The 23,426-nt window shown below is 66.2% G+C and carries 15 protein-coding genes; 8 read left to right on the top strand and 7 right to left on the bottom strand.

What is annotated here, in order from left to right:
- Positions 1–141 precede the first annotated feature (141 nt).
- The 4 genes from ACLQ2R_RS19040 (at position 142) to ACLQ2R_RS19025 (ending at position 4,464) form a co-directional block, all read left to right on the top strand.
- Positions 142–1,785 carry an SPFH domain-containing protein gene (locus ACLQ2R_RS19040; protein ID WP_425961240.1) on the top strand — a complete coding sequence of 548 codons (1,644 nt, stop codon included), beginning with the start codon at positions 142–144 and terminating at the stop codon, positions 1,783–1,785.
- Positions 1,782–3,053 (top strand): SPFH domain-containing protein, encoded by a 1,272-nt coding sequence (locus ACLQ2R_RS19035; protein WP_425961239.1) that lies wholly within the window; start codon positions 1,782–1,784, stop codon positions 3,051–3,053. Before ACLQ2R_RS19040 ends, ACLQ2R_RS19035 begins: the two co-directional genes overlap by 4 nt.
- Before the next feature lie 29 nt (positions 3,054–3,082).
- Positions 3,083–3,853, top strand: coding sequence for a sporulation protein (locus ACLQ2R_RS19030; protein WP_425961237.1), 771 nt, complete (start codon positions 3,083–3,085; stop codon positions 3,851–3,853).
- 68 nt (positions 3,854–3,921) lie between these two features.
- On the top strand, positions 3,922–4,464 hold the full coding sequence (locus ACLQ2R_RS19025) for a dihydrofolate reductase family protein (RefSeq protein ID WP_425961235.1): 543 nt from the start codon (positions 3,922–3,924) through the stop codon (positions 4,462–4,464).
- A gap of 90 nt (positions 4,465–4,554) precedes the next feature.
- Here the strand turns inward: ACLQ2R_RS19025 and ACLQ2R_RS19020 are convergent, their stop codons facing one another.
- Entirely contained in the window at positions 4,555–5,424 is an 870-nt protein-coding gene (locus ACLQ2R_RS19020; protein ID WP_425961234.1) for a GNAT family N-acetyltransferase, read from the bottom strand.
- A gap of 103 nt (positions 5,425–5,527) precedes the next feature.
- Positions 5,528–6,316: a class I SAM-dependent methyltransferase gene (locus ACLQ2R_RS19015; protein ID WP_425961233.1), complete on the bottom strand. Its 789-nt coding sequence runs from the start codon at positions 6,314–6,316 to the stop codon at positions 5,528–5,530.
- An 87-nt stretch (positions 6,317–6,403) separates the two neighbouring features.
- Here ACLQ2R_RS19015 and ACLQ2R_RS19010 point away from each other — a divergent pair, with 87 nt between their 5' ends.
- Positions 6,404–7,207 (top strand): hypothetical protein, encoded by an 804-nt coding sequence (locus ACLQ2R_RS19010; protein ID WP_425961232.1) that lies wholly within the window; start codon positions 6,404–6,406, stop codon positions 7,205–7,207.
- Between the two features lie 292 nt (positions 7,208–7,499).
- On the opposite strand, the gene ACLQ2R_RS19005 is transcribed toward ACLQ2R_RS19010, so the two are convergent.
- Positions 7,500–8,042, bottom strand: coding sequence for a CPBP family glutamic-type intramembrane protease (locus ACLQ2R_RS19005; RefSeq protein WP_425961231.1), 543 nt, complete (start codon positions 8,040–8,042; stop codon positions 7,500–7,502).
- A gap of 129 nt (positions 8,043–8,171) precedes the next feature.
- Positions 8,172–8,591: an ATP-binding protein gene (locus ACLQ2R_RS19000; RefSeq protein WP_425961230.1), complete on the bottom strand. Its 420-nt coding sequence runs from the start codon at positions 8,589–8,591 to the stop codon at positions 8,172–8,174.
- A 252-nt stretch (positions 8,592–8,843) separates the two neighbouring features.
- On the opposite strand from ACLQ2R_RS19000, the gene ACLQ2R_RS18995 reads away from it, so the two are divergent.
- Positions 8,844–9,668 carry a helix-turn-helix domain-containing protein gene (locus ACLQ2R_RS18995; RefSeq protein ID WP_425961598.1) on the top strand — a complete coding sequence of 275 codons (825 nt, stop codon included), beginning with the start codon at positions 8,844–8,846 and terminating at the stop codon, positions 9,666–9,668.
- Positions 9,665–9,874, top strand: coding sequence for a DUF397 domain-containing protein (locus ACLQ2R_RS18990; RefSeq protein ID WP_425961229.1), 210 nt, complete (start codon positions 9,665–9,667; stop codon positions 9,872–9,874). Before ACLQ2R_RS18995 ends, ACLQ2R_RS18990 begins: the two co-directional genes overlap by 4 nt.
- Before the next feature lie 163 nt (positions 9,875–10,037).
- On the opposite strand, the gene ACLQ2R_RS18985 is transcribed toward ACLQ2R_RS18990, so the two are convergent.
- Both ACLQ2R_RS18985 and ACLQ2R_RS18980 read right to left on the bottom strand, forming a co-directional pair.
- Positions 10,038–10,883 carry a hypothetical protein gene (locus tag ACLQ2R_RS18985; RefSeq protein WP_425961228.1) on the bottom strand — a complete coding sequence of 282 codons (846 nt, stop codon included), beginning with the start codon at positions 10,881–10,883 and terminating at the stop codon, positions 10,038–10,040.
- 90 nt (positions 10,884–10,973) lie between these two features.
- Entirely contained in the window at positions 10,974–16,430 is a 5,457-nt protein-coding gene (locus tag ACLQ2R_RS18980) for a LamG-like jellyroll fold domain-containing protein (protein WP_425961227.1), read from the bottom strand.
- 327 nt (positions 16,431–16,757) lie between these two features.
- On the opposite strand from ACLQ2R_RS18980, the gene ACLQ2R_RS18975 reads away from it, so the two are divergent.
- Positions 16,758–19,796 carry a BTAD domain-containing putative transcriptional regulator gene (locus ACLQ2R_RS18975; RefSeq protein ID WP_425961226.1) on the top strand — a complete coding sequence of 1,013 codons (3,039 nt, stop codon included), beginning with the start codon at positions 16,758–16,760 and terminating at the stop codon, positions 19,794–19,796.
- A 255-nt stretch (positions 19,797–20,051) separates the two neighbouring features.
- On the opposite strand, the gene ACLQ2R_RS18970 is transcribed toward ACLQ2R_RS18975, so the two are convergent.
- Positions 20,052–23,372, bottom strand: a complete 3,321-nt coding sequence (locus ACLQ2R_RS18970) for a LamG-like jellyroll fold domain-containing protein (protein WP_425961224.1) — start codon at positions 23,370–23,372, stop codon at positions 20,052–20,054.
- Between the last annotated feature and the right edge of the window lie 54 nt (positions 23,373–23,426).

Genomic DNA, 23,426 nt, shown 5'->3' with positions numbered 1-23,426 from the left:
GGACGCCCTACGCTCGGGACGGGGCCGCGTCAACCGCTCGACAAGCGGACCGCAAGCGGCATCCCCTTTACTGTCCCGAGTGCGCACGATCACAAAGCGTGATATATCGGCTCTTCGAGCTATGAATAATCCGGAGGTGTGATGTCCCGGCCAAGGGAAGCCATGCAGTACGCCAGGGCCGCGGCCCAGACGATAGGCCAGGGCGGCGACGTGCGCCAGGTGGTCGGCCAGGCCGCCGAGCAGTTCGCCGGCCAGGTCCAGGGCCAGTTCGGCGGCCAGGGCGGCAGGCAGGGCGGGTCCGGGGCGGCCATGGGCTTCGCGCTCACCCCCTCCGACTTCACCGCGGCCCGCGACCAGGGCGCGTCCTTGGGCACCGTCATCGAGGCCCGCAGCGCACCGCTCAACGAGGCCGGGGAGATCGTCAACCGCAGCTTCAGCGGCACCGGCCCCGGCGGTGAGCCGGTCCACGTCATCTCCCCCGTGGTCATCCCCAGGAGCACCACCGCCAGGGTGATCGTCCCGCTGGTCGTGCTGGCCGGCCTCGGCGTGGTCGGCCTGGTGGCCACCGGGCTGCCCGACGGCGCCCGGGTGCTGTTCGGCCCGCACTACTGGGTCGTGCTGGTGCTGGCCGCGGCGTTCCTGTGGTGGCGGCGCAGCGTGGTGATGGTCCCCGAGGGCTGCAAGGCGCTGATCACCAAGTTCGGCAAGCTCGTGCAGATCGCCGAGCCGGGCCGGGTGACGCTGTTCAACCCGTGGAAGCGGGTCAGCTACATCGTCAACACCACCCGCGAGTACCCGTTCAACGCGCCCATCCGCGAGGCCCCCACCCAGCAGGGCGTCAAGGCCAGCGTCGACCTGTTCCTGCAGTTCCGCATCGAGGACCCGGCCGAGTTCATCTTCGTGCTCGGCTCGGTCGGCGGCTTCCAGGCCAAGCTGCAGAACGCCATCAGCGAGGTCACCCGCTCGCTGATCTACGCCCAGCGCGCCGAGGAGATCTACGACCTGGTCGGCGAGAGCACCATGGGCATGCTGGACAACCTCAACCAGCAGTTCCTGCCCGCGGTACGGCTCACCGACGTCAACATCACGCACGCCGAGCCCTCCAGCCAGGAGTACCGGATGGACCTGGCCGCCCCCGAGATGATCAGGGTCGCCAAGGAGGCGTACACCTACGAGTACGAGCTCCAGCTCCGCAAGGAGCAGAACGAGGGCGACCTGATCAAGGAGCTCGCCGGGCTGCAGGAGCAGCTCTCGGCCATCCACGCCGAGATCGCCGGGCACCAGGCCCGCATCGACACCGCGCTGGAGCGGGCCTCCCACCAGGCCAAGGCTGCCGGCGGCCAGCGGCTGGTGGAGGCCGAGTCCACCGCCAAGGCCAACGCCGCGCTGCTGGAGGCCCAGGCACTGGACATCCGGGCGCTGAGCGCCGCCCAGGCCCCGGAGATCCTCGGCTACCGCTTCCAGCAGGACCTGCTCGACAAGCTCGAGTCCGTCGCCCCGCACCTGCCCCGCCTGGTCCAGGTCGGCGAGACCGCCGACGTCGACCTGCTCGCCCTGGCCGGGCAGCTCGTCGGCGGGCACGAGGCGCAGTTGTTCTCCGAGGCCGACATGGCCGCGATCAGGGCCCGTACGGGCGAGATCGGCGGGCGCGTCGAGAAGCGCGGGGCGGAGATCGCCGCCCTGCTGCACGCCCCGGCCGACGCCGTCGTCCCCGTCCCGGGCGCGGCCTCGTCCGTGACCAACGGTGAGAACGCGGCGAGCGCCGTACAGGAGGAGGTCCGATGAGCGGCAGAGAGTTCTCCAAGATCAAGGAATCGCTGGCCTCGTGGTCGGAGATCCGCCAGTTGCTGCGCGGCGGCGAGTCGGGCCAGCTCGTGCCGGTGGTGATCCCCAAGGACCGCCGGGGCTTCGCCTGGGTGGGCCTGCTCCTGCTGGCCCTCTACCTGGCGGGCACCGCGGTGTTCGCCGGGGGCGCCCTGTCCCTGCTGGCCGCGGCCGCGGCGGTGTTCACCCTGCTCGCGGCGGGCGTCTGGCTGTGGCGCCGCGCCATCATCGAGATCGAGGAGGGCACCACGGGCGTGCGCAGCCGGTGGGGCGCCATCGTGGGCACGCTCCCTCCGGGACGGCACTACCTGTGGCTGCCCTGGGACCGGGTGGACGCGGTGGTCGACACCTCCACCGAGATCCCCTACTCCGCGCCGATCGCGGCCTGCCCGACGGCCGAGAACGTCCCGCTCAAGTCGATCGAGTTCTTCCTGAAGTTCCGCATCGTCGACCCGGTCGCCTTCGTCCGTACCATCGGGGCCGGTAACTTCGACCTCGTGCTCAGCAGTGCCGTACAGGACGCCATCCGCCAGCGCAGCCGCCAGGTGCACACCGAGCGCGCCTACGACCTGCGCGGGTCCGACGTCGGCGACATGCAGGAGCTGCTCACCCGCCAGCTCGGCCGGTACGGGGTGCGCATCACCGGCGCCAACATCCCCGACGTGCAGCTTCCCGACCAGTACCAGCAGCACCTGGCCACCCGCGAGAAGGTCGCCAAGGAGCTGTCGGCGTTCGAGCGCGAGTGGGAGCTGACCCGCAAGCGCCGCATCGACACCCTGCTGATGGAGATCGAACGCTCCAAGAAGACCCGCGACGCGCGCATCGTCGAGGTACGGGCCGCCGCCAACACCGCGCGCAAGGACGTCGCCCGCATGCTGGAGGAGCACGAGACCGAGGCGCAGCGGGTGCGCTGGGAGATCGAGGCCAAGGGCCGCGCCGAGCTCACCTCGGCCGAGAACGAGGCCAAGGGGCTGCGCAGGCTCGCCGACTCCTACCGCGACAACCGCGCCGTGCTCCAGTACGAGCTGGCCCGCCGCCGCCTGGACGTGGGCGCCAAACTCGCCGAGAGCGCCCCCCGGCCGGTCGTCGTGCGCACCTCAGGAACCTCCGGCGACACCTCCGCGTTGTCCACATTGCTGCTGGCCCAGCTGCTGCCCCGGCTGAACGACGACGCCGGCGGCGCGGCCGGCGTCAACGGCCACGCCAGTCCCTCGATCCACAACCCCTGAGAACAAATTTCCGACCCCTGGGAGTCCAGATGGTGTTCCGTAAGCTGATGGCCGCGTTCGGGGCCGGTGTCGAGGTCGACACGGTCCTGCAGAACTCGCACGTGCGGCCCGGCGAGGTCCTGCGCGGGCAGGTCAACTTCCGCGGCGGCGGCTCCGACTACAAGGTGGAGGGCATCTTCATCGACTTCACCGCCGTCGTCGAGGTCGAGAGCGGCGACAACGAGTACAAGTCGACGTACAGCTTCCTGCGCCAGCAGATCACCGGCTCCTTCCAGCTCGCCGCGGGCGCCCCGCAGTCGGCGCCCTTCGAGATCCAGGTGCCGTGGGAGACCCCGATCAGCGCCGTCGCCGGCCACCCGCTGCGCGGCATGCAGCTCGGCGTCTCCACCGAGCTCGCCCTGGCCGGAGCGCTCGACAAGGGCGACCTCGACGCGCTGTTCGTCAACCCGCTGCCCGCCCAGGACCACGTGCTCGGCGCGCTGAGCAACCTGGGCTTCGGCTTCAAGAAGGCCGACCTGGAGCGCGGCACGCTGCAGGGCTCGCGGATGCCGTTCTTCCAGGAGATCGAGTACTACGCCGGTCCCGAGTACCGCCGCCACTTCAACGAGCTGGAGCTCACCTTCATCGCGGGCCCGCAGGCGATGGACATCATCCTGGAGGCCGACAAGCGCGGCAGCTTCGGCTCCAGCCAGGACACCTACAGCCGCTTCACGGTCCACTACAACGACCACCCGGGCCAGGTGGAGCAGTCGCTGCGCGGCGCCCTCCAGGCCATGGCCCAGAAGCGCGGCTGGTTCTAGACTGTTCTCCGTACGGGTGTGCTCCGCTCTCCGGGGCACACCCGTACGCGCGTTTACGGAGACACCCCATGAGCAAGATGCTGTATTCGGTCACCATGTCGCTGGACGGCTTCATCGCCGGGGCGGGTGGTGACATGTCCTGGCTGGCCGCGTACCTGGGCCCCGACCCGACGGCCGACGGGCTCGTCGACGAGATCGGCGCGCTTCTCGTCGGCAACCGCACCTTCGGCGGCGACGACCCCCACCGGGGCACCGACAAGGAGGCGAAGGCGTTCGGCGGGGGCTGGAGCGGGCCGCAGTTCGTGCTCACCCACCACATCCCGGACACCCCGGTGCCGGGCGTCACCTTCGTCGGCGACCTGGACGGCGGGGTCGCCGCGGCCAAGGCCGCCGCGGGCGGGAAGTACGTCAACATCCTCGGTGCCGACGTCGCCCGGCAGTGCCTCCAGGCGGGTGTGCTCGACGAGGTCCTCGTGTTCATCGCGCCCGTGATGCTGGGTGACGGCGTCCGGCTGTTCGACCACCCGGGCGGGACCAGGGTCAGGCTGGAGCGCATCGGCGTGGCCCAGGCGCAGCACGCGACGAGCATCCGGTTCCGCGTCGTCGGCTGAGCCGTCCCGGGGCGGCCGCAGACGCCTGAGTGGTCCACCGCCGCGCCGGGGAAAGCCTCGCAATCCGGTCGCCCCGGGTGCCGGAAGGGATCAGAGGTCGAGCTGGTACTGGAACGTCCTGTGGGTGGGCCGGTAGCCGAGCGCGTCGTTGACGGCCCGCATGCGGGTGTTGCTCTCGGCCGTGTCCGCCAGCAGCCCGATCAGGTCCGGGTAGCGCTCGCGGACCTGCCGGATCATCTCGGCCTTCATCCACCGGGCCAGGCCACGGCCGCGGTGTTCCGGCAGGACTCCCGTGCCGTAGTGCTGGCCGTCGCCCTTGCCGTCGCCGGGGACGACCAGCTCGGTGAACCCGGCGATCGAGCCGTCGGACTCGTCGACGGCGGCGACCGTGTGAAGCCGTTCGCCCCGGTCCTCGACGGCCCTGGCCGCCGCCCTGACCCGCTCGACGTCCCAGACCACGACGCCGTAGTCGGTGTCGTCCATCGGCATGTCGTCCATGGCCCGCCGGGAGGCGGTGAAGGTCTCGGCGAGCTCGTCCGGCACCGTGCCCTCCCAGGAACGCAGCCGGTATCCGGCGGGCGGCCGGGCGGCCGTACCCGCGATCGCGTGGACCAGCGCGAGCCTGGCGTAGGTCAGGGTGAGCACCCTCCTGAACCCCCGCTCGGCCAGGAAGTGGTCCCCCGGGGTGTCGGCCCCGGCCTGGGCGAGCACGCAGCGCCGCCCCTCCCCCACGACACCCGCCACCGCCCGCGCCAGCAGCTCGGAGCCGACGCCCCTGCGCCGCTCCGCCGGATGCACGTTCAGCTCCAGCTCCGCCAGGTGGTCCTGCCCCTCGGTGTCGAACAGGCGCAGGAACGCCGACCCGAGGGGAACCCCGTCACCGTCGACGGCCAGCCACACCAGACGGCGGCTGGACGCGCTCGGGTGGGGATCGGCCAGCGGGACGATCCGAATCGACACGTTCTCTCCATCTCGGGGTCTTCCCAGGTGCTCGGCTACCGGGCCACCCTCGTCCCCTCCCTCGAGAGGATTCGAGACGGCGGCCCGGCCCGGACGCCACCGATCAGGACGGCTTACGGGCGAGCGTGATCATATGACCGCTGACGCCCAGCAGGGAGGGGACGGACTCCAGGCGGCGCTGGGCGTCGAGCACCATGGCGCGGCGCTCGGGGTCGTCGAGCCAGTCGTTGATGTCGCCGTACAGCCAGAAGGCGCCCTCCAGGCCGTGGCGGGTGGCGCCGGGGAGCCCGGCGTCGGCGAACTCGGCCGGGACGTCGTCCGGGTCGTGCAGGTAGGAGGTGAAGCCCGCGGGCCCCGCGGCCAGGTCCCCGTCCTCCAGGGCCGAGAGCGCCACCTCCCGCAGCTCCGGCCGCAGGTACAGCCCCTGGTAGATCATGTCGTGCACGGCCGCGGAGCGGTTGATGGTCGCGGCGGCCACCAGACCGCCGGGCCGTACCACCCGTACCGCCTCGGCCAGCGCGCGGACCCGGTCGGCGCGGTCGGGGAGGTGGTAGAGCGGGCCCAGCAGCAGCACCGCGTCCACGCTCCCGTCGGGCACCGGGAGTCGTCTGGCGTCCCCCTGCCGCGCGGTCACCCCGGCCAGCCGCGCCGCCCGCTCCACGTGCAGCGGTACGGGGTCGAGCAGCTCGACCTCGTGGCCGTCGGCGGCCAGCCACTCGGCGTGCACCCCGGTGCCGCCGCCCACGTCCAGCACCCTGGCCGGGGCGGCGGGCAGCGCCGCGCGCAGCACGTCCTGCGTCCGCCACAGCTCCAGCCGCCCACGCCCCGTGCGGAGCCTCTCGTCTTCCCTGTCCTGCCCGTAGTAGTCGAGCAACTCCGATGTCAACGTCATGCTCAATGATGTCTTCGCCCCTGGTGAAGGGGCAAACGAATTGGACGGCCGGGCGAACGACAGACATATGCCCTAATGTCCACGACCATGACCATGAAGATCCGCGTGATCACGGCGACGGCCGCCGCCTCCGTCCTGCTCTTCCCCGGTACGGCCACCGCCTTCGCCTACCCGGTCGAGGACGCCCCGCTCCTGACCGGCAACTCCCTCTACTCCGCCGGCAAGCTCCCCGCGGCGCGGTGCGCCGACAAACCCGCCAAGGGCAAGAGCCTCGCCTCGGTCAAGAAGCATGTGAAAGCGCTCGTCACGTGCATGAACAACGCCTGGGGCCCCTACCTGAAGAAGGCCGACGTGTCGTTCGTTCCGCCCGTCCTGGAGATGAAGGGAACCACCCTGGAGAAGAAGTACAAGCGCTACTGCTTCGGGGCCAAGATGGACCCCGCCACATCGGAGGCCGTCACCTGCTTCGGAGCCGGCATCTCCGTACACATCCGTCCCGACTGGATCAAAGCATCCGATGATCGTCCGATCCTCGCGGAGCTGAGCTTCGTCTACGGCGAGTACGTGCAGAGCCTGGCCGGCATCAGGGAGGGCTACAACGCCCTGCACGCCGACGGCGACAAGGAGATCCAGGAGCAACTCCGCCGCTACAGCCTTCAGGCGAAGTGCCTGGGCGGAATGACCGCGAAGAGCGTGTGGCGTGCCCTCGGCTACCCCGCCAAGGACGCCGGGCGCCTGCTGGACCTGGCCAGGGCCGAGGCCGACCCCAAGGGCGAGTTCCGTTACTTCGGCAAGAGCGCCAACATCGTCCACTGGACCAAGCGGGGCTACTCCACCTCCGATCCCCGGTCCTGCAAGACCTGGGCCGCCCCCTCCGCCAAGGTCTCGTAACCCGTTCCCGGAAATCCCGCTCACCGGCCTGGTCTCGGTCGCCGAAACCCAGGCCGGTCAGAATCCGAACGCCCGCGGTTCCGGCTTTCCTGGGAACGGGTTGAATCCGCCGGACACACCCCGGCGCATTCGGAGACTTTGCCAGGCATTCGACCAGCCGAGGATCACCATTCATTTCGCCTGCCGCGTCACCCGCACACGAAGAACCGCGACCGAAATCGAGAAGAGCTGGAGGACGTCCCGTAGGGGGATCCTTGACCGGGTGGCTTGCCGACCCCTCGTCGGACGACTTTCAAAGCGTGATCAAGCCCGCGGTGATGTTCGCGATGACGTGAACCGCGGCACCGGGAACGAAGGTCCCCGTCCTGTGCCGCAACCACCCCAGGAGCCAGGCGGCGGCGAACTGCACCGGCAGGATCGGCCACAGGCGGGCATCGATCAGGAGCAGCAACAGGTGAGGAGCGAGGAACAGCAGGGCCTGCAGCAGGTTTCCCCACGGGAAACCCAGCCGCCTCATCAGGACGCCTCCCAGCAGGCCGCGGAAGAAGACCTCCTCCCCGACGGCCCGCGCAACCACCCCAACGGCGACGCTCACCGAGGTGAGCCGGGCGATGGACACGCCCGGCGTTTCGAGGATCTCGGCCGGGATCAGCACGATCGCCAGCCACGACGCGAGCACCAGTGGCAACAGAACCACGAGCGCCCACCCGTAGGCCGAGGCCGATCCCCGCGTCGCCCCCACCCGGGCCGACGCCGACGTGAACGTCTCATCCCTTCCGCGAGACTGCACGATGACGTACACGAGCGCGGGTACGCAGTACAGAACCAGTTCCACCACACGGCCAACCTAGCCACCGGGCCCGAGGCGCAGGCCACTCGGGTGCCGCCCGCGAGCCGGTCCCTCACCGTGCGGTTCGACGTGTCCTTCCACCACCTCCGGCGACTCCGACGACAGGTGGATCGGTCATCCCCGCGCCAACCGGCACCAGACGACCCGGCCCGCCTCGTCCTCGTGGCACCCCCAGGACAGGGCCACCCGGTGGACCAGCCAGAGCCCACGTCCTCCTTCGGCGTCCTCGTCGGGCTCTGCCGGGACGAGAGGCGGGCCGGTGGGCGATCCCTCGTCGGTCACCGCGATCCAGACCGTGTCCCCACGGTCCGCCACGGCGATCGCCACCGTGCCGCCCGGCCGGCCCGACGCCGAGTGCCTGACCGCGTTCGCGACCAGCTCACTGACCACGAGCTCGGCGTCGCAGGTGTCCCGGCCGCCGGAGCCCTCCAGCACGCACCTGACGTAACGCCGCGCCGCACCGACGGACTCGGCCACCCCGGGCAACTCCACCCGGCCCAGCAGACCGACCCCGGGAAGCGCCTCCGCGTTCATCTGACCACCGCCATTCCCTGCCAGGTCACAGGTGCCGAAAACCCACCTGTCCAATGAATCCTTTATCCGGGACAATTGTCCGTTTAATTCCTTGACATCTCCCGGATAAAGGCTTGGCCCATAGAGTGCCTGTGGTTAAGCTGGCGTCGCACGGAATAACGGCTGACGAATCTCCGACAAACCCCTACGTGTGACGTAGGAATGTGTCATTCATATGACGTACGGCGTCATTGAAAAGGTTGAGAGGTGACCATGGGAAACGACCTCGATCCGCGCCTGACGGCGGCTCAGCGTTTCGGCCGCGAGCTCGGGCGAGCCCGCAGAGAGGCGGGGCTCTCACAGAGCCGGCTCGGCACCCACCTGGGCGTCTCGACATCGCTCATCGGTCACATCGAGACCGGCAACCGGAACCCCAACACCGTTCTGGCCGCCCAGTGTGACGAGTTCTTCGAGACGGGCGACCTCTTCACCCACCTCTGCCGCAACATCGCCGCTCCGACCGGGCCGAGCTGGTTCCTCAGATGGTCCGACGAGATCGAGCCCCGCGCCCGCGTGCTGCGAAGCTGGGACCCGCTGCTGGTCTCCGGGCTGCTGCAGACGGAGAACTACGCACGAGCCGTGTTCCGAGGCGGCCTGGCAACCTCGGAGGAGGAGATCGAAGAACAGGTCAGTGCCCGCATGCGGCGGCAACTGATCCTCACGAAGGACGGCCCGCCCATGCTGTGGGCACTTCTCGACGAATGGGTGCTCCGCCGCCCCATCGGGGGTCCGGAGGTCATGTACGAGCAGCTCGACCACGTCGCGACCGTCGCCGGTCGGCAGAACGTGAAAGTGCAGATCGTTCCGCACGACACCTCCTGCACGGCGGGCTTCATGTCCGGATTCGTACTCGCCGAGCTGGCGGACGCCCCGACCACCATCTCCATCGAGTCCTCGGGGGCGGGTGAAGTATCGGCGGAGCACGATTTGGCGGCGTTCATCTGGGATAGATATGACAGGATCCGCGCGGAAGCGCACCGTCCCGGACAGTCGCTACAGATGATCAAAGAAGCGAGGGACCAATGGAAGCAGATGTGACCACCGGCCTTGACCTCTCCAAGGCCGACTGGAAGAAGAGCTCCCTCAGCGGTGACAGCGGCGGAAACTGCGTCGAGGTCGCCGACAACCTCCTCGGAGTCGTCGCCGTCCGCGACAGCAAGAACCCCACAGGCCCGGCACTTGTCCTCACCTCAGGCGATTGGGTTACTTTCCTCACCGCCCTAAAGTCGGACCACTTCAACTGACAATGAAAATGCGACTTTACATACTTAGCCTTTGGACCATGAAATCAGGCGAAGTAGAACAAAATCTGAATTTGCAAAGTTAGCCGCTGGTCGCCTCGATTACCGGCGACTCCATGACTCCAAAAAATCGCCAAAATTTCAGCACGCGACCCATCAGCAGGGCTCAGTCTTCGAAAATAACATCAACAATCTGCATCTGCCGAACACTAGGATCTTTGGACAATTTAATCAGCTCATCGGGATGTCCTGTGGCAAGGTATCCATGCACAAGCCCCTGTTGAGCGCGGTCACGTATCTCCTGAAGGTCGAGGTTCAACTGCTTCAAGACAGGCTCATCCTTCTCGTCGAGCAGGGAGGCCCAACGTCGAAATTGCCCCACAGGGGACCGCATCATCTCCGCGTCACAGTTGCCAATACCTCTCCAGTTGCATGCGGAGGGCGACCAAGATATAGGAGATATTCCAGTATGTAATGGTCCCAGGAAAATGGTATCGAATCCGTTGCGCCACGACTCCTGGGCTACATCCTCACCCAGGGGACGCGTCAACCATACAAAAACTGTCACCGCCACCTGTCCCTCTATGCCACCGAGTGTAGCTGCGGCAGACCGTACATCGGTTTCATCCCCCTCACTAAGTGCGTCGACAGCACGGGTGGCGCCTGTTTCCATGAGCCACGAAGGATCAAGCGCTCCCGAGGAAAGCAGTTTTAAACTTGTCCTGTACCGGTGACCTTGAAACGTCCCATCAAAATAAGGCGATCTTGGTCCTAAGAGAACCGAAATAGACCCCTCATGAGGCCGTACGTCTATGTCCTCGTCTTTGAGGTCTTCAAAGACGACATAATTTCCCGGATGGCCAACAGCGAAAGCGTTAACGACAACCAGTCGAGCTTTTTCGTTGTTGGTGTATTCCTTCCACACCCCGAACCCTCGCCCGAAAAGAAGAAAGAGGGTAATGGATACCACCGTTCCCACAGCCGCGAGACGGACCAGCGTAGAACTGTTCACGGTCGTTTGCTACTTCCTTTGACGAGGAGCTCGAAATTCAATAACAAGGGAGTGGAGAGAGTACATCTCTCCACTCCCTGACAAGCGTCACTAGTCTAGTGAACCATACAGCTCGACCGCTTCCCCCTTACAGGCAATGGGATGAAGTTGCATTTCTGCTCCCACCAACCGGGGAACAAGTTTTGCTTCCAAATCACACGTGTAGGCATGTTCAGCTCTGACCGAGTAATTCAGATCAGCAGGCTTGCCTGTCTTCGAATTCGTTGTTTTGACTGTAAAGTAGGCCCAGATGACACCTCTCGCATAGTGGCCGTAACGGTCGATTTTACAGCTTCCTATGAAGGGTTGTGCGCACTTAACCACCACCTGCCCTGTCTGATCTTTTGCGGTTGTAGGATTATTTGGGTCATTGTTCAAAGAAACTTGATCATGACATTTTTCTATCTTCTCACCGCTAAGCTTTACAATCCCCTTGATCCCATTGCTGGCCGGATCGAGACTAATTCCGCCTTCGGCATTCGCTTCCACTTGCGTAAGGTTGTGACGGAAGCAGGCAAGCCCTTTCATCTCCATCCCACCTAGGTCTTTCTTTGGATCTTTGTGATCGTGTCGAAGAGCTTTTTTAAACGCTTTTGCGAACTCAGTGTTCCAGTACTTCTTGTTCTGCGGATACGCATACATGAAGTTGTTGAACTTCTTCAGCTCCCACCTCTGCAGTCGATCGGTCGACCCATACTGCTCAGGAGGGAGCCAACTCGAATGTACAGAGGAAAGTACCCACCAGTTTTTCTTTCCCAACTTCTGATTGACCTCGCAGTAGAGGCTGTATTGCTCGATGGCACACTTTCGACCGCCACCGGGAGCAACCCCACCGGCGGAACCGCATTGAGCGGCAGCTGAAACGCGGGTCTCCGAGAGGTCTTCAGCACACCCGATGGCCCCGGGGTCTCCGAAGTCCGTGGAGTCCTGCTCAGCAGGCATCGGGGCCTCGATGATGGTCAAACCACCACAGCGGTCGAAAACGAAGATCGAGATAGTGGATTCGCTAGGCTCGACCTGCCCGGGAACATCGTCGATCATTCTCGCGGCGGCCGTCTCGCCAGCCGGCGCTGTGGGAATTTCTTTCCAGCCACGTGTGACCTTTGCGGTCACACGTACTGCGCCGTTACCAGCCTCCTGCGCCACCACGTTCTCAAGCGTGATGGTGGAGTCAGTACGGGCCAGACCTAGGGCATCCAGGTTGTTCCTCTGCCCGGTCAGCGAGGAGTTGAGAAGAGATACCTGGGCGGTGATGGGACTGTCAGGTGTCACCCCAGGCGCCTGCCAGATCGTTGCTGCCTGATCCTCCAAGACAGCGTCCTGTGCTTCATAGTAAGTTCTGATTCTGTCCGCATAGCTCTGCGTGGCCAACACCGACCGGGCGGCCGAGGCTTTAGAAGGCGCGTCGAGATAAGGAACACATCCCTGAGAGGACGAGGGCGGAGGCGGGGGCGGTACCGCCTTAGGAGTAACAGTTGTAGCCTCCCATCCACTAACACCAAAAGCTGTACGTGATCGAACCTTTATCGTGTAGACAGTGCCGTTGGTTAGACCAGCGATCAGGGTGAACGGATCGGTAGCTTCAAGAATGCGGACACCGCCGACATCGGACACCTCGATGTCGTAACCATCCAGGAGCGCGACACTCCCGTTGGTCTCCGGCAACCCCCAGCTCACAACCGCACCACCATCGCCAGCCGAGGCGACAAGATTGAGAACATTGCCCGGAGGGCCCGCAGGCATATAGGTGAGGACGATCGACGGTTGGTCGGTGACTCCTGAGCTTCCGAAGGCGATGGCCTCGTCGCTGCCGGAGGTAAGCATCAGCCACTGGTACTCGCTACCGGCGATGTCGACCTGCGGCGCGGCGATCGGGAAGGTATAGGCAGCAGTGCTGTCATCGATGTCACCTTCCAGGTCTGACCCCATAGTTTCTCCGGTCACCTCGCTCTTCAAAGGCACCGCAGTGATCACTGTGTCTGCCGGACACGCCCCCAAAGGGCAGGTAGGCGTTCCGAGTTTGAGGATTCCCTCGGACACGCTGGCGCCGTCGGGCAACTCGCTGAGCTTGATGCCCAGCACGGTTGCGACCTTGTCTGCTCCCACACCTCCTAATTGGATGGTGGAGGAATCTGCGAGGGCACAGGGACCACCGGCACAGGCTGTCGGATCGACCTTGGCGGTCTTGATGACGAAGTTGTCCTTGAGCAGGGTCAGGTGGTTGACGGTCTCGGCAGGCGGGTCCGTCGGGGTTCCCGGGGTGGTGAAACTGATGAAGGCGGTCTTGGCGGTGCAGATCTCCTCCACGCCCTCGTCCTGCGTAGTCGCTGCCGCGCCTTCCCCGGTTAGGGGGGTGGCGTTCGACTTCGAGGCCGCGGGAGCTTGGCCGCCGGGGGTGTAGAACGTCCACTGATAGGGGGTCATGGTGTTGCCGGCGAGATCCTTGGCGCCGGTCACCTTGACTACATATCGCATCTCTTGCTGGAGAATGTAGGGCTCGAAGGTCAGTATTTTGCCGGTGGCGTCCATCTCCGCCGCGCCGTCTACCGGCATGGAGAAGTCAGGGTTGTAACCGATGACCTCAATCTGGGCACCCGTCACCCGCTCGCTGAACGTCGCCACCACGTCGACGTAGGATTCGACCCCCGTTGCGCCGTTGGCGGGGGTGGTTGTCACGACTGTCGGAGGGGTCGTGTCTCCCGACGGAGTGGGCGTCGGGGTCGGTGTCGGGGTGACCGACGGAGTGGGTGTCGGGGTCGGTGTCGGGGTGACCGACGGAGTGGGTGTCGGGGTCGAGTTTGGGCCCGGGCCTGGTGAGGTGCCACCACCGACGACGCAGGCCTGCATCTGCCACTTGTAGGTGCGACCGGCCTGGACGGTGTTCTCCGGCACCTGGAACGACGCGCGCTCACCGCCGTTGACCGACCTCACGCCTAGAGGGCTCGATCCGATCGGTGTGCCGGCGTTGTCGTACAGGAAGTACTTTGCGGTGACCGGGCCGCCCGAGGGGCGGTTGACCATGCCCGACAGGATGGGCCGGGTGGGGTCGGCCATGCCGGTCTCGGCGTCCGTGGGAACGTACGGCGCGTCGGTGGTGATGCGGTAGTACGGGCTCTCGCTGCAGGTCATGGGGGTGGCCCCGTTGATACAGGCCCTGACGGAGAACTTGAAGCTGTCGACGTTGCTGACGTCGTAGGTGATGGACGCGCTCTGACCGGAGGGCAGGTTGGCGTTGGTGGGCGGGGTGAGGTTGAGCATCCACTGGATCTCGGTCGGGCTCAGGGGCCGGTCGTAGGCGCGGATCTCGTCGTAGGCGGCCTTGACCGAGGAGTAACTGAGACCACCGCGCCTGCCGTCGCCGAGTTCGAAGGATCGATCGGCCTGCCACGGGGTGACGGTGTGGTCGGCCTCTGCGGCCTGGACACCGTTGACATAGAGGCGGATCTTCTTGGCCACGGCGTCGTAGACCCCGGCCAGATGCGTCCAGGTTCCGATCGACGCCGTCGTGGAGGACTTGATCTCCGTCACCGGACTGGTGGCCGTGTTGTTGTGGTACATCTGCATGTTCCACTTGCGAGCGGTGGAGTCATAGCCGACGCTGAAGGCGCTGTTGACGGTTCCGTTCTGGCTGATCAGCGGGATCGTGGTGGTCCCGACGTCCAGCCTGACCCACCCTGCCGCGGAGAAGCTCTTGTCCGTCCGCAGCACCGGACCAGCGGTCGAGGCGTGGGAGGGATTCCCTGCGGCACCGTTGAGAAGGAGCGCCTTGCCGTCCTTGCCGTCGATCCACGAGTAGCGTCCGTCGACGAAGGTCAGAAGGTTGCCCTTGCCGGTGGAGTCGGTGCCCCCCGTGCCGTCGGTGAAGCTCCACTTCCCGATCTCACCTCCACCGGTCGTCCAGGAGGGAAGCGGCGCGGTGGACTCGACCACGGAGACGTAGTAGTCGATGTTCCTGCCGTCGACGGAGGCAGACTTGTAGGCGACCTTGGCCGAACTCTTGCGCACGATCGCGTGGTCGCCGTCCATCGAGTCGACCGACTCGGCGGTGACGGTGGGAATCTCGGGCGGCAGGATGTACTGGGTGATCAGCTTGGGCGGAGTGGCGCCGGCACCGGTCGTCTCCGCTGAGTGATAGACCGCCGAGTAGCCGCTGTAGCGGTCGACGCTCTCGGTGGGCCCCTGAAGTCCGATGCCGTAGTTGGGCTGGCCTGCGGCCCAGTCCTTGACCCATTTCGTGATGGGCCAGGTCATCACGCCGGGCATGAGGACGTTCGTGGTCGGGCACGGAGTGGTCACGAAGTCGAGAAGGGCCGGCTTGTTGGACCAGGTCATCCTGCCCGGCGTCCAGCCGGTGTTGACCCTGGTGGCGTACACCTTGCCGTCGCCACGCTGGTGGCAGCCGGGCGACTCGGTGCGCCACAGCTGCATGGTGGAGGAGATGATGGGCTTGTTGGCCAGGCCGGCGACGTCGAACGTCAGGTAGGAGCGGAAGTAGTTGACCGCGCTCACTCCGTTGCAACTGGAGTAAGCGGCGCCGATCTTCAGCAGTGTGGCGCCCGGCTGGTCGTTGACGGTGCAGTCGGCGCCGCTGGAGAGCAGCGTGTCGGTCTTGACGGTCAGCGTGGAGGTGGGGTCCACCACGACGGGGTAGACGGTGGCGGGGTCGGCGAGCCAGCCGGCGTCCGGCTTGAGGACCAGCGTCCGTTTGCCGCCGTCCCCGACGACGGAGGTGGCGATCGGAGCACTGCGCGGAGCGGTGGCGGCCTTGGGGTCCCTCACGCCGGCGCCGGTGCTGTCCCACATCACCGGTTTCGGCGCCTGGGCGACGAGCCTGTCCTTGCCGTCGGTGAGCTCCAGGCCACCCCGCTTGGACATGGCGAGGGTCAGTTCCGGAGACTCCACCGGGATGCGGATCTCCAGCGCCTCCTTGGGACGCTCACGCAGCACCACGTCGTGCCGGAAGCCGGTGGGCAGGGCGGTGACGACCAGGTCGGCCGCGGGCCCGGCGGCGTCGGGGTAGGTGGCGACATTGTCCTTCACCACCGGGCGGGGCAGCTTCCCCTCCCAGGAGAGGCTGAGGCTCTCATCCGCCTCACGCCTCATCACCGCGAACGGAGCGTTGTCCCCACCGAGGGAGAAGGCGAGATCGGCCTTGGCCACCTTCGGCTTGAGGACGCCGTCCTTCTCCACCAGCGTGGTGTCGATCCACGCCCACGAGCCGTTCTCCTGCTTGATCTGGGCGGGGCCGGAGTACGACTCCGTCTTCAGGCTCCCGTCCGGGAAGGCCCAGGTTCGCGAGGCCTCGGTGAAGGCACCCGTGACCTCGATCGGTTTGTTCTGTTTCCTGGCTTCCGCGATCGCCGCACGCAGTGGGGCGTCGGGGTTCTCAGGGCGGGGGAACGCCGTCTGGAGTGGGGCTGCGGACGTGGGAGGGGACGTGGGATCGGCCTGGGCGGGCAAAGCTCCACTCGAAACCAGGAGCGAGGCCACCAGGGCTGAGACGGTCACGACTGCAGTCGTGGACCGTCTGTTCGATCCGCGCCGTGAGGGCGGCGCGGCAGGACGGTTCGGTAAGGGAGACCCCACCGGTTCCTCCGTTGCGAAAAGGGGTTTGATCGGCAGGGCATCAGAATGGTGCGACCCGACCGGAGATGATCGTCTCCAGCATGATGGGCAACGCCATTGATCTTGTAGGATGAAATGTCTTGATCTTGAAGCGTGTTACCAGGTGTCGGATTTCTCAAGAAAACCGCAGCGTGGCAGGCCCGTTACAGCAAACATGGGCGAGCCGATCGAGCGCACTACATCAACGTGACCAGATTTATGGAGGTCGGCATGCAACTTCGCATCCTCGGTCCGGTTGACATATGGCGTGACGGACGCTCCTTCGCGATCACCGGCCTGAAACAGCGCACTTTACTGGGGGTTTTGGTACTGCAAGCCAATAGGACCGTCTCCCACGACCGTCTGATGGCGGCGCTGTGGAGCGACGAGGTCCCGGCCACAGGCCGGCGACTGTTGCACAGCCACGTATGGTCCTTGAGACGCCTGCTCGGCGACGGGCAGAACCTGGTCAGCATGCCCAGCGGCTATTCGCTGCAGTTGGAGCCGGGCGCCTCCGACCTTGACGTCTTCACCACCGAGACGGCCAGGGCTCGTACCGCTCTCTCTTCTGGAGACGCTCCGCGCGCGTCGGAACTGCTTCATCGAGCCCTGTCGCTGTGGCGAGGGCCCGCGCTGGGAGGAACCCGCACCGAATTGCAGGCTACAGAGGGGGCCGCCCTGGAGGAGCGGCGCGTCGCGGTCCTTCTTCAGCGCATCGAGACCGATCTTCTCTTGGGAAACCATGCGGAACTGATCAGTGAACTGCGCCTCCTGGTAGCCGAACACCCACTGAACGAGGAACTGCGTGGCCAGCTGATATTGGCGCTCCACGGCGCGGGACGGACAGCTGAGGCGCTCGCGGAGTTCCAGTTGGCGCGTGAATACATCCAGGAGGAGGTCGGCGTCGACCCAGGTAAGGACCTGGTGAGAATTCAGCAGACGGTCCTCTCCTCCGACATGGCCGCCGAAACACACCGTGCCGCCGCAGGCAGACCGTTCACCCCTGTGCCCCGGCAACTACCGGTCGACGTCATCCGATTCACCGGCCGTGAAAATGAGCTACGAGAACTCGACGAGCTGCTGGCTCCCGGACAGGCCGACACGTCAACCGTGGTGATCTCTGCTATCGCCGGAACCGCAGGCATCGGCAAAACCGCGCTGGCGACACGCTGGGGTCACCGGATGGCCGCACGATTCCCTGACGGACACCTCTACGTGAACCTGCACGGTTATTCACACAGTGAACCGGTCACCGGCGCACAGGCCCTGCACCGATTTCTGCGAGCACTCGGCATGGCACCGGATGAGATTCCCACGAACACGGACGAACGTGCGAGTCTCTACCGTTCCCTGGTGGCCGACAGGCGGATGCTCATGATTCTCGACAACGCTGCCACCCCCGAACAGGTTCGCCCGCTTCTGCCTGGGTCACCACTGTGCAGAACAGTCATCACCAGCCGCGACACGCTGCGAGGTCTTTCGGTCACCCATGACGTGCATGCGATCACCCTCGACATCCTGCCAGCGGTCGAGGCACGCACGCTTCTCATCGCCATGCTGGGTGCCGAGCGCGTCACCGCCGAGGCGGAGGAGGCCGCCGAACTCGCACGACTGTGCGGTTACCTGCCGTTGGCGTTGAAGCTGGCCGCCGCTCATCTCAACAGCCAGCCCACCCTCCTCCTGGGCGACTTCGTGGCGAGGCTGAGCCAGGAGAACCGGCTGACCGCCCTCGACATCGAAGAAGATCCGCACATTGGGGTGCGCGCCGCTTTCGAGCTTTCCTATCGTGCCTTGCCGGAAAGCATCCGGCGAGTGTTCCGGCTGATCAGCGCGCAGCCTGGACCGGACATCCACTGTGAAGCGGTCGCTGTTCTGACCGGCCTTTCCCCGCGCGAGGTCGACGCCGCGATCGACACACTCGTGAACGCCCATCTGATCTACCGCATCGGTGACCAGCGAGTGGCGATGCACGACCTGCTCGGTGTGTACGGGCACGAACGCAGCGAAATGGATGACAGCGCGGCCGAACACCACACGGCACTGGCGCGGCTCGCTGGCTGGTACCTGCACATGACGTCCAGAGCCATTAAACGCGCGACCGGTGAAGGGAACACTATAGAACCGACCGTACCCGCGCTTCCCGTCGCTCGGTCCTTCTCCGGTGCGGACGAGGCTCTGAACTGGCTGGACGTTGAGTTTCCCACGCTGATGGCGATGATCACCTATGCGGGTGTCGGGGACCTCCCACTGCATTCCTGGCAGCTCACCCTCACATTGTCGAGATTCTTTTACATGAGGGATCAGCCAGATGAAATGATCGCAAGCCACAGGGTCGCCTTGTCAGCCGTTCGTCGCCTGGATGAAAAACGCGGCGAGGCCGAATTGCTAAAATCGTTGAGCCTGGCCTATCTGTGCAACGGGGACTACGCCGGTTACCTCTCCCATCTAGAGCAGGCTCTCGCCGTTTTCCAGTCCTTGGACGATCAGATGGGGGAAGCCCGGGCACTCGGTGATATCGCGTTCGCCCTCGTGACCTTGGGGGAACTTACCCGGGCGATCGAGATCAGCAAGCAGTCCATCGAACTGCTCCGTCTGATGGGCAACCGAGGTGCCGAGAACGCGGTCATGACCACTTTGGCGACGGCCTACCGTGATGTGGGTCGCGCAGCGGAGAGCCGGGACCTGTTGCGTGTGTGTCTCGCCTACGAACGTGAGCATGGACGCCGCGCCGACGAATCCTTCACCCTCATAGAGCTGGGCATGATCCACATCCAGCTCGGTGACACGGATGGCGCCACCGAACTTCTGGCCCAAGCCCTTCAGATCGCGCAGGAACTCGGCATCGACAGTCTGGAGACGGAGGCATTCATCGGTCTCGGTATGGCTTGTCGCGCGCGAGGGCGTCACAACGAGGCCGTCGAACACCACCGGAAGGCGCTCGGGCGGTCCAAAGATCTGCGGAACCGGCACCTGGAGTGTCAGACCCTCATCGAGTTGGGCAGTGATCACCTCGCCATGGGCGACAAGCGATCGGCGCTTGAGTACTGCCGAACTGCCAGGGACATCGCTTCCACACTCTCCGACCGCCGTATGGACGGCCTGACGCACAAGAGCATGGCCGAGGCCCTGTACGCCGTCGGACGGATCGAAGACGCACAGGGGCACTGGAAGAAGGCCCTGGCGATCCTCGGCCCCATGGGCATGCGGGAGGCCGAAGAGGTGGCGGGGCGACTTCAGGAGGTGGCGGAGTATACGGTGGGCCGCCCGTGATCGCCGCAGAACAAAGGTGAGCATCGGCACCCGCACTTCCCTGCGGCGACACCGCTCGAACCAGAGCAGGGTGGCGAGGGATGCCCATGGGGTGATCACCGAGCCGATGTTGGTGCCGATGAGCAGGGCGAGCAACAGGTCGCGATGGTCTGCGGGGATGACGTGCTCCACCACGGTGTAGGCGGGCAGGTTGTTGATCAGGTTGGACAGCCCCGTGCCGGGAGCCTCTGAGCCGTATGCCGCACCGGTTGCCGGTCAGGGTACGGCTTTGGCGGTGACGGTTGTGGTTTCCCAGTCGCTGACCCCGTAGGCGGATCTGGCTCGGACCTTGATGGTGTAGGTGGCGCCTTTCGCCAGGTCGCTGATGGCGACGTAGGGGTCCACGACCTCGAACGTCTTCGTCACGATGCCGTCGCTGTTCACCACCTGGACGTCGTAGCCGTTCAAGAAGGCGACGGTGCCGTGGGACGCGGGCGGTGCCCAGGTAGCGAGTGTGCTGTCGTCGCCACCTTGCGCGGCCAGGCCGAGCACCTTGCTCGGTGGTCCGGGAAGCAGGTAGGTAAGGGTGAGCGAGGGCTGCGTCGTGCCGTCCGAGTCTCCGAAGACGACGGTCTCGTCCTTGTTGGAGGTGAGCAGCAGCCACTGATGTTCGTTGCCCGCGATATCGGCCCGCGCGTCACCGAGAGGCAATGCGAACGGCGGAGCCGTCGGGTCGGCGTCGCCTGCCAGTTCTGATCCCGTGGACTCGCCGGTCACCAAGCTCATGAGCGGCGTGGCGGTGATGACCGCACCACGTGGACATGTGCCTTCCGGGCAGGTCGGCGTACCGAGTTCGAGGATGGCCTTGCTGATGGCCGCACCCTCGGGAAGCTTGTCGAAATCGAAGCTGATCACCGCGGCGGTCCTGCCGGTACCGGTGTCACCGATCCGCATCACCGCAGCGTCGGTCACCTCACACGGCGCACCGTCACAGGCGGTCGGATCGGTCTTCGCCGTCCTGATGACGAGGTCGTCCTTGCGCAGGGTCAGGTGCCGGACGTCTTCCGCGGGCGGCTCGGCCTGGGGACCCGGGGTGGTGAAGCTCACCGCGGCGGTCTTGTCGGTGCAGATCTCCTCCAGGCGGCCACCGGTGGCCGGAGGCGCGGTGCTCGCCGGAGTCGGCGTGGGAGGCGTGGTTCCGCCTCGGCCGACGGCGCAGGCGGTCATCTGCCAGGTGTAGGTGGTGCCGGGTCGCACGGTGCCCGCGGGGATCTGCAGGGAGGCGCGCTCGCCGCCGTTGACGGTGCGGGTCCCCAGCGGCACGGTGCCGACCGGTGTGCCGTCCTGCCTGTAGAGGTAGTACTTGGCCGTGACCGGCCCGCCGGAGGAACGGTCGACCATGCCGCTCAGGACGGGCTGGGCCGGGTCGGCCATGCCGGTCCTGGTGTCGCTGGGCAGCGTCGCCGCGTCGGAGGTGATGCGGTAGGCCGGGGATCGGTTGCAGGAGGGCGGCACGACACCGGTGCGACAGGCCTTGACCACGAACGTGAGACCGGCCGGGTCGTCGAGGGAGAAGATCCTCTCCGGCGTCCGGTCGGCGGGCACGTTGTCGTCGGTCGTGGTACCCGGGGGGGTGGCCATGGCGCGCAGGTCGGCGGGCGACAGGACGCGCTGGTAGACGTGGACGTCGTCGATCGCGCCGGTGAACGGTGTGGCGGTGCCGGCGAACTGGCCGCGGCCGAGCTGGAAGTTACCTCGGGCGTTCCAGTCCACGGTGTGGTCGCGTTCGCCGGCCGGTTCACCGTCGACGAACAGGCGGATCCTGTGAGCCGGCCGGTCGTACTGGACGGCCAGGTGGGTCCATGTGCCGACTCGGGCGACGTTCTTGGAGACCGCCCACCGTTCGTGGACGGTGTTGGGGATGTCCCGGGTGACCTGGTCGAACACCCACCGCTGGTCCAGGCCCGAATAGCCGGAGGCGGCGAAGGCGAGGGTGAAGGCGGGCTGGTCGACGCCTCGCTGGGAGAAGATCACCTGGTCCCTGGTGTTGTCGTCGAGCCGGACCCAGGAGGTCACCGTGTAGCTCTGGTCGGTGTCGAGCACGGGACCGGAGGTCGAACCGGTCGCCCCGTTGAGGTCCACGGCCTGACCGGTCTGTCCAGGGATGCGGGTGTAACCGCCCGAGAGGGTGACGGGCCGGTCGCGTCCGGAGGCGTCGGTCGCGGTGGCACCGGTGGTCTCGTCCAGCTTCCAGTGGGCTGCCTCGCCGGTGGGCGACCGCCCGGGCGGCGACGTTGTCGTGGAGCCGTCGACGCTGACGGTGTAGTCCAGCGCGGTCCCCTCCGGCACGCCGGACCTGTAGGTGACCTTGACCGCGGTGGAGCGGGCGATCGCGTCGTCACCGTTCAGGGAGTCGATCGACTCGGCCGTCACGGTCGGGATCTGCGGCGGCAGCATCCAGTCCACGGTCAGCCTGGGGACGTTGCGGCCCCACGGCTGCGTCCACAGGGGAGAGACTTCCGTGGTGTTCCAGGGGGTCGCGGATTCATCGGTCAGCCGGAGCATCAGGCCGTGGTTGGCGGCGCCTCCGGCCCACGCCCGGGTCGTCGCGGTCAGATCCCTGCTCCACACCGAGCCGCCGGCGCGGAGCAGGGAACAGGCGCTGATGGAGGTACGCCCCTCCGTGGTCGTGGAAGGCCGATCGTCCCAGGATGTGCCGTCGTCCACCCATGCACCGGTGACGCGGTTGACGAAGATCGATCGGTGGCCGGTCTGGCAGGAGTCGGTGTCCTCGCGAAGCGTCAGCCGCATGGTGGCCTTGACCACCTGACGTCCGGTGATCGGGGCGGTGTCGAAGGCCACCAGCGCGCGCCAGGCCCCCGGCCGGTAGGCGCACGTCTGGTTCGGCCAGGTTCCCGTGCAGCGCCGATGGTTCTTCCCGGCGACGGTACCGGGACCGGTCCGGACGTCCGGCGAGCCGATCCCCACCTCCTGGGTGATGCCCAGGGAGGCGGGTTCCATGGTCACCGGGTATCGCGTGGCCGGGTCGGCCAGCCATGCCGCGTCCGGCCTGAGCACCAGGACGGTCTTGCCGTCCTTGGTCTCCACCTTCGTCGTGACCTTGGCCTCACGGCCCGGCTGATCGTCGGCGGTGTCCCACATCCGGGGCGCCGGCGCCGACACGGTGGTCGTGCCCTTGGTGTCCTTGAGTGCCGGCCCGCCCCCCTTGGCCGTCGAGAGTGTCAGTCCCTCGGTCCGTACGGGCAGGCGGAACTCCACCGGCTTGGCGGGCCGCTCCCGCAACACCACCTCATGCCGGAACCCCGAGGGCAGGGCCGTCACGACAAGATCGACATCGGGGCCGGCCACGCCGGCGTACCGGGCGACATCACCGGTGATCTCCGGGCGCGGCAGCGGCGCCCCCCAGGACAGGGCGACACTCTGCTTTTCACCCCGCGTCAGCGAGGCGAAAGGGCCGTCACCGCCGAGAGAGAAACTCGTATTCGCCTTGGCGAGTTTCGGCTTCAGCACGCCGTCCCGCTCCACGAGACCGGTATCGACCCAGCCCCACGTGCCATCGGCCTTTTTGAGCTGCACCGGCCCGCCGTAGGCATGCGTGGTGAAATGCCCGTCAGGAAAAACCCACACCCG

The sequence above is a fragment of the Streptosporangium sp. DT93 genome, from assembly GCF_049844535.1.
Classification (GTDB): Bacteria; Actinomycetota; Actinomycetes; order Streptosporangiales; family Streptosporangiaceae; genus Streptosporangium.
This window is presented reverse-complemented; position numbering and strand designations above follow the sequence as displayed.

Coding starts and splice junctions, on each gene's coding strand:
- ACLQ2R_RS19040 (WP_425961240.1), top strand. CDS start 142: ATGTCCCGGCCAAGGGAAGCCATGCAGTACGCCAGGGCCGCGGCCCAG.
- ACLQ2R_RS19035 (WP_425961239.1), top strand. CDS start 1,782: ATGAGCGGCAGAGAGTTCTCCAAGATCAAGGAATCGCTGGCCTCGTGG.
- ACLQ2R_RS19030 (WP_425961237.1), top strand. CDS start 3,083: ATGGTGTTCCGTAAGCTGATGGCCGCGTTCGGGGCCGGTGTCGAGGTC.
- ACLQ2R_RS19025 (WP_425961235.1), top strand. CDS start 3,922: ATGAGCAAGATGCTGTATTCGGTCACCATGTCGCTGGACGGCTTCATC.
- ACLQ2R_RS19015 (WP_425961233.1), bottom strand. CDS start 6,316: ATGACGTTGACATCGGAGTTGCTCGACTACTACGGGCAGGACAGGGAA.
- ACLQ2R_RS19010 (WP_425961232.1), top strand. CDS start 6,404: ATGACCATGAAGATCCGCGTGATCACGGCGACGGCCGCCGCCTCCGTC.
- ACLQ2R_RS19000 (WP_425961230.1), bottom strand. CDS start 8,591: ATGAACGCGGAGGCGCTTCCCGGGGTCGGTCTGCTGGGCCGGGTGGAG.
- ACLQ2R_RS18995 (WP_425961598.1), top strand. CDS start 8,844: ATGGGAAACGACCTCGATCCGCGCCTGACGGCGGCTCAGCGTTTCGGC.
- ACLQ2R_RS18975 (WP_425961226.1), top strand. CDS start 16,758: ATGCAACTTCGCATCCTCGGTCCGGTTGACATATGGCGTGACGGACGC.